The 15,016-nt window shown below is 71.4% G+C and carries 12 protein-coding genes; all 12 read right to left on the reverse strand.

Annotated features, from left to right (window positions below; genetic code table 11):
• Positions 1-17: 17 nt before the first annotated feature.
• The 12 genes from KV205_RS04735 to KV205_RS04790 all read right to left on the reverse strand — a co-directional run bounded on the left by KV205_RS04735 (position 18) and on the right by KV205_RS04790 (position 14,917).
• Positions 18-809, reverse strand: coding sequence for a TIGR03936 family radical SAM-associated protein (locus KV205_RS04735; protein WP_265862370.1), 792 nt, complete (start codon positions 807-809; stop codon positions 18-20).
• Between the two features lie 125 nt (positions 810-934).
• Entirely contained in the window at positions 935-2,143 is a 1,209-nt protein-coding gene (locus KV205_RS04740) for a hypothetical protein (protein WP_265862371.1), read from the reverse strand.
• 73 nt (positions 2,144-2,216) lie between these two features.
• Positions 2,217-4,145, reverse strand: a complete 1,929-nt coding sequence (locus KV205_RS04745) for a TIGR03960 family B12-binding radical SAM protein (RefSeq protein ID WP_265862372.1) — start codon at positions 4,143-4,145, stop codon at positions 2,217-2,219.
• Between the two features lie 52 nt (positions 4,146-4,197).
• On the reverse strand, positions 4,198-5,724 hold the full coding sequence (locus tag KV205_RS04750; protein ID WP_265862373.1) for a CYTH and CHAD domain-containing protein: 1,527 nt from the start codon (positions 5,722-5,724) through the stop codon (positions 4,198-4,200).
• A gap of 24 nt (positions 5,725-5,748) precedes the next feature.
• The gene (gene rodA, locus KV205_RS04755) at positions 5,749-6,948 is read right to left on the reverse strand and encodes a rod shape-determining protein RodA (RefSeq protein WP_265862374.1); all 1,200 of its coding nucleotides are present in this window, start codon (positions 6,946-6,948) and stop codon (positions 5,749-5,751) included.
• Between the two features lie 4 nt (positions 6,949-6,952).
• The gene (gene mrdA, locus KV205_RS04760) at positions 6,953-9,211 is read right to left on the reverse strand and encodes a penicillin-binding protein 2 (RefSeq protein WP_265862375.1); all 2,259 of its coding nucleotides are present in this window, start codon (positions 9,209-9,211) and stop codon (positions 6,953-6,955) included.
• Between the two features lie 19 nt (positions 9,212-9,230).
• The gene (gene mreD, locus KV205_RS04765; RefSeq protein ID WP_265862377.1) at positions 9,231-9,899 is read right to left on the reverse strand and encodes a rod shape-determining protein MreD; all 669 of its coding nucleotides are present in this window, start codon (positions 9,897-9,899) and stop codon (positions 9,231-9,233) included.
• Positions 9,896-10,924 (reverse strand): rod shape-determining protein MreC, encoded by a 1,029-nt coding sequence (gene mreC, locus KV205_RS04770; RefSeq protein ID WP_265862378.1) that lies wholly within the window; start codon positions 10,922-10,924, stop codon positions 9,896-9,898. Before mreC ends, mreD begins: the two co-directional genes overlap by 4 nt.
• 117 nt (positions 10,925-11,041) lie before the next feature.
• Positions 11,042-12,061 (reverse strand): rod shape-determining protein, encoded by a 1,020-nt coding sequence (locus KV205_RS04775; protein WP_019886273.1) that lies wholly within the window; start codon positions 12,059-12,061, stop codon positions 11,042-11,044.
• Positions 12,062-12,378: 317 nt separating this feature from the next.
• On the reverse strand, positions 12,379-12,789 hold the full coding sequence (ndk, locus tag KV205_RS04780; protein ID WP_265862381.1) for a nucleoside-diphosphate kinase: 411 nt from the start codon (positions 12,787-12,789) through the stop codon (positions 12,379-12,381).
• A 229-nt stretch (positions 12,790-13,018) separates the two neighbouring features.
• The gene (locus tag KV205_RS04785; RefSeq protein ID WP_265862382.1) at positions 13,019-13,387 is read right to left on the reverse strand and encodes a DUF4233 domain-containing protein; all 369 of its coding nucleotides are present in this window, start codon (positions 13,385-13,387) and stop codon (positions 13,019-13,021) included.
• 9 nt (positions 13,388-13,396) lie between these two features.
• A complete protein-coding gene (locus KV205_RS04790; RefSeq protein ID WP_265862383.1) occupies positions 13,397-14,917 on the reverse strand; it encodes a folylpolyglutamate synthase/dihydrofolate synthase family protein in 1,521 nt (506 codons plus the stop codon).
• Positions 14,918-15,016: the final 99 nt, after the last annotated feature.

Below are 15,016 nucleotides of genomic sequence, written 5' to 3' on the forward strand. Positions count from 1 at the left end.
CGCTGCGACGACGCTCCCTACGCGGTACCCGCACCCGGCGCCGTCGCAGAAGCGGTCGCGGCGGCCGTGGGTGGAGCGGCCGTGACTGCCTCGCGGTCGGGCGCGAGCGGGTCGGTCACCGTGCCGGACTCCTCGTCGAAGAGCCCCTGCGCCAGCCTGGTCACCGCTGCGGGGACCGGCGGCGCCAGGTCGGCCACAGCTCGGAGACCGGACAGGGCGTCGTCGGGTCGCACGGCAGGTGCTACGTGCCGAACAACCAGCCGCAGTATCGCACAGGCGCTGTCCAGCGGCCTATCACCCTGGGGATCGCCCTGGGCGGGGGCCGCGGTCAGTTCCACGACGGCACCGCGGGTGTCGAAGGTGCGGATTCCGTTCTTGGTCTTGCGCTGTACTTCCACGGTCTCGGCCGCGAGAAACGCCTCGGCGGCCTTGCGGGCCGTGTCGGTGTCGACCCCGTCGAGCCGCAGCTCCCACACGGAGGCGGTGAGCCGGTCGGCGAGGCCGGAGGTCCGGGCCTCGACGGCGTCGACGATGTCGAGGCCGGTCGGCATGGACTCGTCGAGCATGGCCCGCAGGGTCTCCGGGTCGCGGGTCGCGGTGAGCGCGATCTCCAGGTACTCGGCCTCGGAGCCGGTGCCCGTCGGTGCGGCGTTGGCGTACGACACCTTCGGGTGCGGGGTGAAGCCGGCCGAGTACGCCATGGGCACCTCGGCACGGCGCAGTGCGCGCTCGAAGGCGCGCTGGAAGTCACGGTGGCTGGTGAACCGGAGGCGGCCGCGCTTGGTGTAGCGCAGTCGGATGCGCTGCACCGCCGGTGCGGGCGGCGGGCCTTCGGGCTGTCGCTTGCCCAGTGGTTCTTCTCCTCGGTGCGGGGCGGGCGCGGCCGTCCGCGCCGCCCTCGAAATGCGGTGGTGCCCTGGGGGTCCCGCCCGGCTCACCCCTGCTTGTGCAGGGAGATCTCGGGTGCGGGCGCCGCGCCGGGGACGTTCGTTGTACTACCCAGAGTACGCGCACCCGCCACCTGCGGTTCCCCGCCCCGGTCCGGCTCCGCCCCGCCGACGAGCGCCCGCCAGGCGTCCCGCCGGGCCTGGCGGACGGTGTCGCGGGCCGACGCGAGCGCGGTGCGCGCGGCGTGGCGGGCCTGGGCGAGCGCGGTGCGGGCCGGGTTCCAGACGGCGTCGCGGATCCAGTGCCCGACGGGGGTGCAGACCTGGCGGTACGCCCAGGCGAGGGGCCTCCGGACCAGGTTGCGGCCCAGCCAGCGGAGGGGCTGGACGAGCAGGACGCGCAGCGCCCACCCGATCGCCCGCCCCACGGCCCGCGACACGAAGCCGGCGGCCCGCCAGCAGATCCCGATGGCGTCGCGGATCTCGCGCCCGAGCGGGGCGAGGAAGCGCCGCCAGAGCCAGCCGATGGGGCGGGCGATGCCGTACGTGACGAAGGGCACGAGCAGATACCGCCAGAGGGCGGCGAACGGCCAGGCGACGACGATCCCGGTCCACCGCGCGGCGGCGGCGAGGCCGCGGCCGATCCGGACGAGTCCCCAGGCCAGCCCCTGCCAGATCCCGCCGAAGAACCAGGCGAGCCCGCGCCCCAGGCCGGTGAACACCCAGGTCAGGCCCTGCCCCGTACGGGTGAGCAGCCACCCGATGCCCCGGCCCAGCGGCGCGAGCACCGCGCCGTACAGCCACACCAACGGCACGACAATCACGTACCGCCACAGCATCACCAGCGGCCAAGCGATGATCCGGCCGAGGCCGGTGAGCAGCCAGGCGAGCCCTCGGCCCAGGCCGGTGAACAGCCAGGCGAGCCCTCGCCCCAGGCCGGTGAACACCCAGGCCAGCCCGTGGCCCGTACGAGTGAGCAGCCACCCGATGCCCCGGCCCAGCGGGGCGAGCACCGCGCCGTACAGCCAGACCACCGGGGCGACGATCACGTACCGCCACAGCATGACGAAGGGCCAGGCGACGGCCCGGCCGACCGGGCGGAGGACGGCGCGGTCGAGGAAGCGGGCGGTGGCCTTGAGGGCGTCCCAGGTCATGCGGACCGGGAGGATCAGGACCAGCACGACGATCCGCACCGGGATGCGGATCAGGGCGTGCGGGGCGGCGGGCGGGGGCGGCGCCGGGTTTTCCGTGCTCATGACGGGAGGGACGCAGACGGCCCGGCGGAGGGTTCTCCCTCCGCCGGGCCGTCACCCGATCGCAATGCCGGGACTACTTCACGACCGTCAGCGGCAGCAGCTTCTTGCCGGTCGGGCCGATCTGGATGTGCGTGTCCATCTGCGGGCAGACGCCGCAGTCGAAGCACGGGGTCCAGCGGCAGTCCTCGACCTCGGTCTCGTCGAGCGCGTCCTGCCAGTCCTCCCAGAGCCAGTCCTTGTCGAGACCGGAGTCGAGGTGGTCCCAGGGCAGGACCTCCTCGTAGGTGCGCTCGCGGGTGGTGTACCAGGCGACGTCCACGCCGAACTCGGGCAGCGTCTTCTCGGCGCACGCCATCCAGCGGTCGTACGAGAAGTGCTCGCGCCAGCCGTCGAAGCGGCCGCCGTCCTCGTACACCGCGCGGATGACCGCGCCGATCCGGCGGTCGCCGCGGGACAGCAGGCCCTCGACGATGCCGGGCTTGCCGTCGTGGTAGCGGAAGCCGATCGAGCGGCCGTACTTCTTGTCGCCGCGGATCTTGTCGCGGAGCTTCTGCAGCCGCTCGTCCGTCTCCTCGGCCGACAGCTGCGGGGCCCACTGGAACGGCGTGTGCGGCTTGGGCACGAAGCCGCCGATGGAGACGGTGCAGCGGATGTCGTTCTGGCCGGAGACCTCGCGGCCCTTGGCGATGACGTTGATCGCCATGTCGGCGATCTGCAGCACGTCCTCGTCGGTCTCGGTGGGCAGGCCGCACATGAAGTACAGCTTCACCTGGCGCCAGCCGTTGCCGTAGGCGGTGGCGACGGTCCGGATCAGGTCCTCCTCCGAGACCATCTTGTTGATGACCTTGCGCATGCGCTCGGAGCCGCCCTCGGGGGCGAAGGTGAGGCCGGAGCGGCGTCCGTTGCGGGTCAGCTCGTTGGCGAGGTCGACGTTGAACGCGTCCACGCGGGTCGAGGGGAGGGACAGGCCGACCTTGTCGTCCGTGTAGCGGTCGGCGAGACCCTTGGCGATGTCGCCGATCTCCGAGTGGTCCGCGGAGGACAGGGAGAGGAGGCCGACCTCCTCGAAGCCGGTGGCCTTCAGCCCGCGCTCCACCATCTCGCCGATGCCGGTGATGCTTCGCTCCCGCACGGGGCGCGTGATCATGCCGGCCTGGCAGAAGCGGCAGCCGCGGGTGCAGCCGCGGAAGATCTCGACGGACATGCGCTCGTGGACGGTCTCCGCGAGCGGGACGAGCGGCTGCTTGGGGTAGGGCCACTCGTCGAGGTCCATGACGGTGTGCTTGGACACGCGCCACGGCACGCCGGACTTGTTGGGGACGACGCGGCCGATGCGGCCGTCCGGCAGGTACTCGACGTCGTAGAAGCCCGGGATGTAGACGCTGCCGGTCTTCGCGAGGCGGAAGAGGACCTCCTCGCGGCCGCCGGGCCGGCCCTCGGCCTTCCACTGACGGATGATCTCGGTCATGTCGAGGACGGCCTGCTCGCCGTCGCCGATGATCGCCGCGTCGATGAAGTCCGCGATCGGCTCGGGGTTGAAGGCGGCGTGGCCGCCGGCGAGCACGATGGGGTGGTCGACGGTGCGGTCCTTCGACTCCAGCGGGATGCCCGCCAGGTCGAGGGCGGTGAGCATGTTGGTGTAGCCGAGCTCGGTGGAGAAGCTGAGGCCGAAGACGTCGAACGCGCTCACCGGGCGGTGCGAGTCCACGGTGAACTGCGGCACGTTGTGCTCGCGCATCAGCGCTTCGAGGTCCGGCCACACGCTGTAGGTGCGCTCGGCGAGGACGCCGTCGCGCTCGTTGAGCACCTCGTAGAGGATCATGACGCCCTGGTTGGGCAGACCGACCTCGTACGCGTCCGGGTACATCAGCGCCCAGCGGACGTCGGCGGACTCCCACGGCTTGACCGTGGAGTTCAGCTCTCCACCGACGTACTGAATCGGCTTCTGCACGTGCGGGAGCAGAGCTTCGAGCTGCGGGAAGACAGACTCGGCAGCAGACATCTCGAACCTTCGTGAGCTGGCAGGGGGGCGACTCTCAAGCGTACCCCGGTGCTCAGTGGCTCAGCGCCGCCCGGATTTCCGGGGCGGAGGCCCGCTCCCACAGCTCCGGGAGCGCGCGCTCGTCCGCGTCGCCGGCCGCCTGCTCGCGGCCGACCAGAACGCCCCAGGTGAAGGCGGACTCCCCGGCCTCGTGGGCCTCGGTCGCGAGGTCGAGGAGGGCGGCGCGGGCGACGACGCTGTCCTGGTGGTCGCCGAGGCAGGACTGGACGCGCTTCATGCGTTTGGCGAAGCGCTTGGCGGGCTTGCCGAGGGTGGGGGTGGCGGCCTCGCCGGCGTAGCGGGCGCGCTTGGCGGCCTTGCGGGCCTCGTGGAGGGCGAGGTCGCGCTCGGTGCCGGGGTCGAGGGCGAGGGCGAGGTCGACGCGGTCGGCGAGGCGGCGGTAGTCGCGCAGGACGGCCTCGGGGAGGGCCTTCTTCGCCTTCTTGCGGGCGGTGGGGCGCAGGGGCGGGGCGGCGAGGAGGGCGTCGAGGCGGTCGAGCAGGGCGAGGTGGCGGGCGGAGTCGAGGGCGACGAGGCCGCGGCTCTTCGCCTCGCCGCTCCTGGTGCTGTCCCAGGTCCGCAGCCGCCGGCGCGCCGGGCCGACGACGAGTGCGGGCGGCAGCGCGTCGAGCGCGGCGCTCAGCCGGGCCTGGAGCACCTCCTGGTCCCGGGCGTGCCCGAGCTCCCCGGCCAGCCACTTCAGCTCCTCGCCGACCGGGTCGGTGACGGTCCGGTCGAGGACCTTCCGGTACGTCTTGAACGCGCTGCGCAGGCGGCGGGCGGCGACGCGCATCTGGTGGACGGCGTCGGGGAGCTCGCGGCGGACGGCGGGGTCGAGGGCGACGAGTGCGTCGGCCTGGGTGCGTACGTACGCGAGCACGGCGGCCCCGGCGGTGCCGTCGCCCTCCGTCCCTTCCCCGGCCTCGGGCACGTCCGTACCCGTCTCCTCCAGCGCCCTCGCCAGTTTCGACGGGGACGACGAACGCCGGATGCCCGCCGTCTTCAAGCGCTTCTCGACCGCGTCGAGGAGGGCCTCGTCGGCGCCGGCCGTGTCGTCCGCCAGCTCGACCTCGATCTCGGTCCAGGTGGTGGCGGGGCCGGTGGGGAGGCGTTGGGCGTGGACGGTGTCCGTGGCGAGTTCGGCGAGGGGGGTGCCGTCCGCTGCGGCCAGGTGGCGGACGGCGCGGGAGGTGCGGAGGCGGACGACGGGGGCGACCGGCTCGTCGCGGACGCGGGAGCGGAGGAGCCCCGCCAGGGAGGGCGGGAGGCTCTCCGAGAGCGGGGCTCTGATCTCGTCGCGGATTCCGGTGGCGACCGGGAACTTGAGGTGCCAGCCGGCGTCCGCGCCGCCGGTGCGGCGGCGGAGGGTGAGGGAGGCGGCGGCGAGGCGCAGGTCCGGCGTGTCGTAGTAGACGGCGTCGAGTTCGGTGACGCCCTCGTCGTGGACGGCGGCCACGCCCCGGACCCCGGTCAGGTCCGGGAGCCGCACGTCGGAGCCGTCGGCCTCGTACTTCCGCTCGACCTCTCGTTTCTCCTCCATGAGACGAATCTACGGCCGGAGGCCCTAGGCCGTCATCGGGCGCTGCACGCGGATCGACTGGAGCAGTCCGATCGCCACCCACACCGCGAACATCGACGAGCCGCCGTACGACACGAAGGGCAGCGGGAGGCCGGCGACCGGCATGATGCCGAGCGTCATGCCGATGTTCTCGAAGGACTGGAAGGCGAACCAGGCGATGATGCCGGCGGCGACGATCGTGCCGTACAGCTCCGTGGTCTCACGCGCTATCCGGCAGGCGCGCCACAGGATGACGCCGAGCAGGAAGAGGATGAGGCCCGCGCCGACGAAGCCGAGTTCCTCGCCCGCGACGGTGAAGACGAAGTCGGTCTGCTGTTCGGGGACGAACTGGCCGGTGGTCTGGGAGCCCTTGAAGAGCCCGGCGCCGAGCAGGCCGCCGGAGCCGATGGCGATACGGGCCTGGTTGGTGTTGTAGCCGACGCCGGCCGGGTCGAGGTCGGGGTTGGCGAAGGCGGCGAAGCGGTTGATCTGGTACTCGTCGAGCATGCCGAGCGCGGTGACGAGCACCGCTCCCGCGACGCCCGCGCCGATCAGGCCGAGGACCCAGCGGTTGGAGGCGCCGGAGGCGAGCAGCACGCCGAGCACGATGACCGCCATGACCATCACCGAGCCGAGGTCGGGCATCAGCATGACGATGCCCATCGGCAGGGCGGCGAGGCCCAGCGCCTTGGCGACGGTGCGGTGGTCGGGATGGAGCTGGTCGCCGGCGTCGACCTTCGCGGCGAGCAGCATCGCCATCACCAGGATGATCGTGATCTTCACGAACTCGCTGGGCTGGAGCGAGAATCCGCCGCCGATCACGATCCACGCGTGCGCGCCGTTGATGGTCGCGCCGAGCGGGGTGAGGACGGCGAGGATCAGCAGGATCGAGATGCCGTAGAGGACCGGCACGGCCCCGCGCAGGGTGCGGTGGCCGAGCCAGATCGTGCCGACCATCAGGGCGAGCCCGATGCCGGTGTTGAGGACGTGCCGGAAGAGGAAGTAGTACGGGTCGCCCTGGTTGAGCGTGGTGCGGCCGCGGGTCGCGGACCACACGAGCAGCGAGCCGATCAGCGACAGCGCGAGCGCCGAGAGCAGGATCGGCCAGTCGAGCCGGCGTAGCACCGAGTCGCGGGCGGTGAGCTTGGCGAGGGTGCCGCGCTCGGGGGCGTAACGGGAGACGGAGAAGCCGTGGGGTGCGCTCATCGGGTCAGAGCCTCCCTCGGTGGGTGGCGGGCGGGCCCGCGAGTTCCTGTGGGTCGTCGTCGGGCTTCTTCGCGGGGTCCGCCGGCGGGTCGGCGGGCGGGTCGGTCTGCTGGGTGCCGTCGGCCGTCGCCTTCTCCGGGTCGACCTTCCCGGCCTCCGGGTCGTACGGCTTGATCTTCGGCGCGTCGATGGAGCCGTCGGCCTCGATCTTCGGCAGCGCCTTCTGCGGCTGCGGCAGGAGGGCCTTCTTCAGGTCCTGCTTGCCGGAGTCGTCGAGCCCGTACAGCGCGTCGTAGATGTTGCGCACGGCGGGGCCGGAGGCGCCGGAGCCCGTACCACCCTGGGCGATCGTCATGACGATCGCGTAGTCCTTGGTGTACGTGGCGAACCAGGAGGTCGTCTGCTTGCCGTAGACCTCGGCGGTGCCCGTCTTGGCGTGCATCGGGATCTTGTCCTGCGGCCAGCCGCCGAACCGCCAGGCGGCCGTACCGCGGGTGGCGACTCCCGCGAGGGCTTCGTCTATCAAGTCGCGGGTCTTGGCGTCGAACGGGAGCCTGCCGTGCGACTTGGGCGCGATCTCGTTCACGGTCTTGCCGTCGGCGCTGATGACGGCCTTGCCGACGCTGGGGTTCCACAGGGTGCCGCCGTTGGAGATGGCGGAGTAGATGGTGGCCATCTGGATGGGGGTGACGAGGGTGTCGCCCTGTCCGATGGAGTAGTTGACGGAGTCACCGGCGCGCATCAGGTTGCCTTCGAGGCAGTTCTCGTAGGAGAGCTGCTGGACGTAGGTGCCGCCCTTCTTGCCGTTCTTGCACCACCAGTCCTTGTTGTCCTCCCAGAACTTCTGCTTCCACTGGCGGTCGGGGACGCGGCCGGTGACCTCGTTGGGGAGGTCGATGCCGGTCTCGGCGCCGAGGCCGAACTGGTGGGCCGTCTTGTAGAACCAGTCGCCCGGGTTCTTCTTCGGCTTCATCCCGCCGTCGCGCTGCCACTGCTGGTGGGCGAGGGCGTAGAAGACGGTGTCGCAGGAGACTTCGAGGGCGCGGCCGAGCGAGATCGGGCCGTGGTTCTGCGACTCGAAGTTCTTGAAGACCTGGTTGCCGATGGAGTACGAGCTGGTGCAGGGGTAGCGGCCGTCGAAGTCGTAGCCGGCGTTGACGGCGGCGGTGGTCGAGATGACCTTGAAGATGGAGCCGGGGGCGGCCTGGCCCTGGATGGCCCGGTTGAGCAGCGGGAAGTTGGAGTTCTTGCCGGTGAGGGCCGCGTAGTCCTTCGCGGAGATGCCGCCGACCCAGGCGTTGGGGTCGTAGTCGGGCTGCGAGGCCATGGCGACGACGCGGCCGGTCTTCGCCTCCATGACGACGACGGCGCCGGCGTCGGCCTTGTAGTTCTCGTTGGTGTTCTTGTCGAAGGTCTTGCGGGCCTCGACCATCGCGTTGTGCAGCTCCCATTCGGCGACCGCCTGGACGCGGGCGTCGATGGAGGTGACGACGTTGGCGCCGGGCACGGCCTGGTCGCTCTTGGCCTGGCCGATGACCCGGCCGAGGTTGTCGACCTCGTAGCGGGTGACGCCGGCCTTGCCGCGCAGCTGCTTGTCGTAGGTGCGCTCAAGTCCGGAGCGGCCGACCTGGTCGGAGCGCAGATAGGGCGAGTCGGTGTCCTTGGCCTTCGTGATCTCTTCGTCGGTGACGGGCGAGAGGTAGCCGAGGACCTGGGAGGTACGGGACTTGCCGGGGGCCGGGTAGCGCCGTACGGCGGCGGGCTCGGCGGTGATGCCGGGGAAGTCCTCGGCGCGCTCGCGGATCTGCAGGGCCTGCTGGGTGGTGGCCTCGTCGGTGACCGGGATCGGCTGGTAGGGCGACCCGTTCCAGCAGGGCTTGGGGGTCTTGGAGTCGCAGAGCCGGATCTTGTTGACGACCTCCTCGGGCTTCATGCCGAGGATGCCGGCGAGCCGGGTGAGGACGCCCTTGCCGTCGTCCTTCATCTTCATCAGCTCGGTGCGCGAGGCGGAGACCACGAGCCGGGTCTCGTTGTCGGCGAGCGGCACGCCGCGGGCGTCCAGGATGGAGCCGCGGACGGCGGGCTGGACGACCTGCTGGACGTGGTTGTTCTTGGCCTCGTCCGTGTACTCCTTGCCGTTGCGGATCTGGAGGTACCAGAGGCGTCCGCCGAGGGTGAAGAGCAGCGAGAAGACGAGGACCTGGATGACGACGAGCCGGATCTGGACCCGGGGGGTCCGCCCGGTCTCGGGGATGTTGCTCATGCTGCGGCTTCCCCCTGGGTCACAGTCGCTTGACTCCCTTGATGCGTCCGGCGCGTGAGGCGCGGGTGCGGGCGGCCTTGACGCGCAGGCCGCTGCGCTGGGTGCCGATCCGCAGGCCGGTGCCGGAGGACAGCCAGCCGGAGGCGACGTCGGCGCCGCTGCCGCCGTTGGTGTCGGCCAGCGGGTCGTTCTCCGCGCGCCGGGCGATCGCCATGATCAGCGGCACGGTGAAGGGCGCGAGGAGCAGGTCGTAGAGGGCCGCGGTGAACAGCAGGAAGCCGAGGCCGACATGGCGGGCGGCGGTGTCGCCGACGAGGGCGCCGACGCCCGCGTAGAGCAGGGTGGAGCCGATCGCGGCGACGACGACCACGGTCATCGGGCCGGTGGCGGACTTGAGCCGGCCGTTCTCGGGCTTGGCGAGGCCGCACAGATAGCCGACGACGCACAGCACCAGGGCGTAGCGCCCTGCGGCGTGGTCGGCGGGCGGCGCGAGGTCGGCGAGCAGTCCGGCGCTGAAGCCGGCGAGGGCGCCGGTGACGTGCCCGTACACGAGGGCGAGGGCGACGACGGTGAGCAGGACGAGGTCGGGGACGGCGCCGGGGAGCTGGAGGCGGGCGAGGACGGAGACCTGGACGACGAGGGCGACGACGATCAGGGCGGCGGAGAGGAGGATGCGGTTGATCTTCACGGTGTCTCCCCCTGGTCCTGCGGCTGCTGCTGGTCCTGCTGTCCGGCCGGCTTCTGTGCCTGGTCCTGGGCCTGTCCCCGGGCCTGGTCCTCCGGCTTCACGCCCGGCTGCTGTCCGTCCGGGGGCGGCGGGGTGACCGTGACGGTGACGGTCGGGGCCGGCTTGGGCTTCTGCGGCAGGACCATGTCGCGCGGGTCGGTGCGCGGGGCCTGGACGACGACGCCGACGATGTCGAGCTTGGTGAAGCCGACGTACGGGCGGACGTAGACGTTACGGGTGAGGCCGCCGCCCGAGGGGTCGACGCGGACCACCTCGCCGACCGGCACGCCGGGCACGAAGGGCTTGTCGGCCTGCGAGCCGAAGGTGACGAGGCGGTCGCCGGCCTTGACCTTGGCCTTGCCGTTGAGGAGCTGGACGAGCAGCGGGCGGTCGCCCTGGCCGGTGGCGAAGCCGAGTTCGTCGGTCTTCTCCATGCGGGTGCCGACGGTGAAGTCGGGGTCGTTGGCGAGCAGCACGGTCGACGTGGAGGGGCCGACGGTGGTGACCCGGCCGACCAGGCCGGAGCCGTTGAGGACGGTCATGTCGCGGCGGATGCCGTCGCGGGCGCCGACGTCGATGGTGACCGTCCAGGAGAAGCCCTGGGCCGCTCCTATGGCGATGACCTCGGCGCCCTTGATGCCGTACTGGCCGGCGCCGGCGGTCTTCAGCATGGCGTCGAGCTCGCGCAGCCGGCTGCGGTTGCGGTCGTCGCTGCCGAGCCTGGCCTTGAGGGCGGCGTTCTCCTGCTCCAGGGCGGCGATCCGGTCGTGCCGCTCGCCGGAGTCGCGGACCGCTCCTATGGCGTTGCCGATGGGGTCGACCGCCGAGGCGACTCCGTTCTCGACGGGACCGAAGACCGCGGCCGCGGCCTGTCGGGCACCGTCGACCGGCGACTCCTGGCCTCCTCGGATGTCCACCGTGATCAGTGCGAACGCGATGGCGATCAGCAGCACCAGGAGCAGCCGGCTCTCTCGTGTGTCCCTCACGTGCGGCGGCCGTGCCCTTCCTCGAAATGACGGGATGTGACGGGTGGTGAAGATGAAGTTGTACGTGTGGCGGTACGGGTACGGGTGCGGGGCCGCCGGTCGGCGGGGCCCCGCGGGTCAGCGGCGCGGCTGGGCGTCGAGGACCTGCTGGAGCGCCTCGAACTCCTCGACGCACTTGCCGGATCCGAGCGCCACCGAGTCCAGCGGGTCCTCGGCGATGTGGATCGGCATGCCGGTCTCGCGGCGGAGCCGCTCGTCGAGGCCGCGGAGCAGGGCGCCGCCACCCGTGAGAACGATGCCACGGTCCATGACGTCACCGGAGAGCTCCGGCGGGCACTTGTCCAGGGTGGTCTTGACCGCGTCGACGATCGCGTTGACCGGCTCCTCGATGGCCTTGCGGACCTCGGCGGCGGAGATCACCACGGTCTTGGGCAGGCCGGAGACCAGGTCGCGGCCGCGGATCTCGGTGTGCTCGTCCTGTTCGAGGTCGTACGCCGAGCCGATGGTGATCTTGATCTGTTCGGCGGTGCGCTCACCGAGGAGGAGCGAGTACTCCTTCTTGATGTGCTGGATGATCGCGTTGTCCAGCTCGTCGCCGGCCACCCGGATGGACTGTGCTGTGACGATTCCGCCGAGGCTGATGACGGCCACCTCGGTGGTGCCGCCGCCGATGTCGACGACCATGTTGCCGGTGGCCTCGTGGACCGGGAGGCCCGAGCCGATGGCCGCGGCCATGGGCTCCTCGATGATGTGCACCTGGCGGGCGCCGGCCTGGGTGGAGGCCTCGATGACGGCGCGGCGCTCGACTCCGGTGATGCCGGAGGGCACGCAGACGACGACCCGGGGGCGGGCCAGGTAGCGGCGCTTGTGGATCTTGAGGATGAAGTAGCGGAGCATCCGCTCCGTGATCTCGAAGTCGGCGATGACGCCGTCCTTGAGCGGGCGGACGGCGACGATGTTGCCGGGCGTCCGGCCGATCATCTTCTTCGCCTCGGCACCGACCGCGAGGATGCCGCCGGTGTTGGTGTTGATCGCGACGACGGACGGCTCGTTCAGAACGATGCCTCGACCCCTGACGTACACCAGCGTGTTGGCGGTCCCGAGGTCGACAGCCATGTCACGGCCGATGAACGACATTGAGTTCCCCTTGTGTCCCATGAGGATGCGTCGGGCCTTCCCTAGCGGAGCGTTGACGGCTTCTCAGGTAGGCGAGGTGGTGACTGAAGGTGGTGCGGCGTGGAGTTTTCCCATCGTAGTGCCGCCCGCACGGATACCGCGCGGCGGACCGCCCCAGTCCACCTCTGTATAGGTGACGGTATGACGCGGCGATCCGTTCCCGGGATCGGCGTTCATATGCCTGGGGGCGACCGAATTCCTTCGGTCGCCCCCAGGCGGTGCCGCCGATCGGCTGACACCCGTTCAGGCGCGTGCCGGAAACCCGGCCCAAGGCCAGGTCAGAGGCCCGGGAAGAAGAGCTTCAGCTCGCGGGCGGCGGACTCCTCGGAGTCCGAGGCGTGGATCAGGTTCTCGCGGACGATGGTGCCGTAGTCGCCGCGGATGGAGCCGGGCGCGGCGGCGATCGGGTCGGTCGGGCCGGCCAGGGTGCGCAGGCCCTCGATGACCCGCTCGCCCTCGACGACCAGCGCGACGATCGGGCCGGAGGCCATGAAGCCCATGAGCGGCTCGTAGAACGGCTTGCCCTTGTGCTCGCCGTAGTGCTGCTCCAGGGTCTCCTGGTCCAGCTCGCGCATCTCCAGGGCCGCGATGGTCCAGCCGGCCTTGCGCTCGATACGGCCGATGATCTCGCCGATCAGGCCACGGCGGACGGCGTCGGGCTTGAGCAGGACGAGCGTGCGCTGGCTCACGGGGGAACTCCTTCAGACAACGGTGTGCGGGGCTAGGGCCTGTCCGGCGGATCAGGGTCGGAAAGGCCGCGGCGTCTGGTGCGGTGGATCGCAAGGCGCCGGAGCGTCGCGATAGCGGAGCTATCGGGGCGCTTCGGCAACGCGGCGAGGTGCCGTGCCAGGCGTCGCGGGCCCGGCCATGATCCGCCGGACAGGCCCTAAGAATCTACAGGGCCCGCACCAGCTGTCATCACGCAGCGTCAGGCCCTGCGGAGCCCTGGGCGGCCTCCTGGCGGGCGGCCCAGTCGGCCTTGACCTGGTCGATGCGGCGTCCGTAGTGCACCGAGCACCACCACAGGACGGCGAAGACCGCGCCGAGGAAGAACATCACCGGCACGAAGACACCGCTGGCGATCAGCGCGATCTGGAGGGCCCAGCCGAGCTGCACGCCGCCCGGACGGGTGAGCGTCCCGCAGAGCAGCACCGACAGGACCATGGCGACCCCGCAGACCCACCACACCGTGGACATCGCCAGCGAGTCGTCCTTCATGGCGACCAGACCGGCGAAGCCGATGACGAAGAACTCACCGATCAGCGTCGAGGAACACAGCACCCGCATGGCCCCGCCTCAGCCCCTCTTGAGCAGCAGCCGGGCGTCGCCGACCGTGAAGATCGAACCGGTCACGAGGACTCCCGCGCCCGCGTACTCGCCCTCTTCCTCGGCGAGGGTGATCGCCGTCTCCAGGGCGTCGTCGAGCCGCGGCTCGACCACCACGCGGTCCTCGCCGAAGACCTCGACGGCCAGCGCGGCGAGCGCGTCGACGTCGGTGGCCCGCGGGTTGGAGTTCGCGGTGATCACGACCTCCGCGAAGATCGGCTCGAAGGCCTCCAGGAGCCCCTTCGCGTCCTTGTCGCCGCTGGTGGACACCACGCCGATGAGCCGCGAGAAGCCGAACGCCTCGCTGACGCCGTCGGCGGTGGCGCGGGCGCCGTGCGGGTTGTGCGCGGCGTCCAGGATCACCGTCGGCGACTTGCGCACGACCTCCAGGCGGCCGGGCGAGGCCACCTGGGCGAAGGCCCGGCGGACGGTGTCGAGGTCGAGGGTGCGGGCGTGCTGCGCGCCGATGCCGAAGAAGGCCTCGACGGCGGCGAGCGCCACGGCCGCGTTGTGCGCCTGGTGCGCACCGTGCAGCGGCAGGAACACGTTGTCGTACTCGCCGCCGAGGCCGCGCAGGGTGAGGAGCTGGCCGCCGACCGCGATCTCGCGGGAGACGACGCCGAACTCCATGCCCTCGCGGGCCACGGTCGCGTCCACGTCGACGGCCTTCTTCAGGAGCACCTGCGCCGCGTCGACCGGCTGCTGGGCCAGGATCACGGTCGCGCCCTGCTTGATGACCCCGGACTTCTCGCCGGCGATCTCGGCGGGCGTCTCGCCGAGCCGGTCGGTGTGGTCGAGGTCGATCGGGGTGACGACGGCGACGGAGGCGTCGATGACGTTCGTCGCGTCCCAGGTGCCGCCCATGCCGACCTCGACGACGGCCGCGTCGACCGGGGCGTCGGCGAAGGCCGCGTACGCCATTCCGGTGAGGACCTCGAAGAAGGAGAGCCGGTACTCCTCGCGGGCGTCGACCAGCTCCACGTACGGCGCGATGTCCCGGTAGGTCTCGACGAACCGCTCCGGGGCGATCGGGGCGCCGTCCAGGCTGATGCGCTCGGTGATGGTCTGCACATGCGGCGAGGTGTAGCGGCCGGTGCGCAGGTCGAAGGCGCCGAGCAGGGCCTCGATCATGCGGGCGGTGGAGGTCTTGCCGTTGGTGCCGGTGATGTGGATCGACGGGTACGCGCGCTGCGGCTCGCCGAGCACGTCCATCAGCGCGGCGATGCGCGTGACGGAGGGCTCCAGCTTGGTCTCGCCCCAGCGGGTGGACAGCTCGGTCTCGACCTCGCGCAGCGCCTTGGCGACCTCCGGGTCGGCCGGCGCGCTCGGCACCGGGTCGCCCTGCGGCGGGCCGCCCATGGTGCGCAGGGTGCGGCTGCCGGCCTCGATCACCGCCAGGTCGGGGTCGCGGTCGGTCTCGTTGTCGACGATGTCGTCGAACAGGTCGTCGCTGGCATCGCGCGGGTCGGTCGGGTCGCTCGGCTCACTCACACGTCCAGTCTACGGAGCGCCACGGACGGAACCCGACGGGACCCGACGCGACCTCGGACGGGCGGCGCGGGCGCCGGCTTCGCAGGGCCGCGACGGCCC

Source organism: Streptomyces sp. SKN60, from assembly GCF_026236535.1.
Lineage (GTDB): Bacteria > Actinomycetota > Actinomycetes > Streptomycetales > Streptomycetaceae > Streptomyces.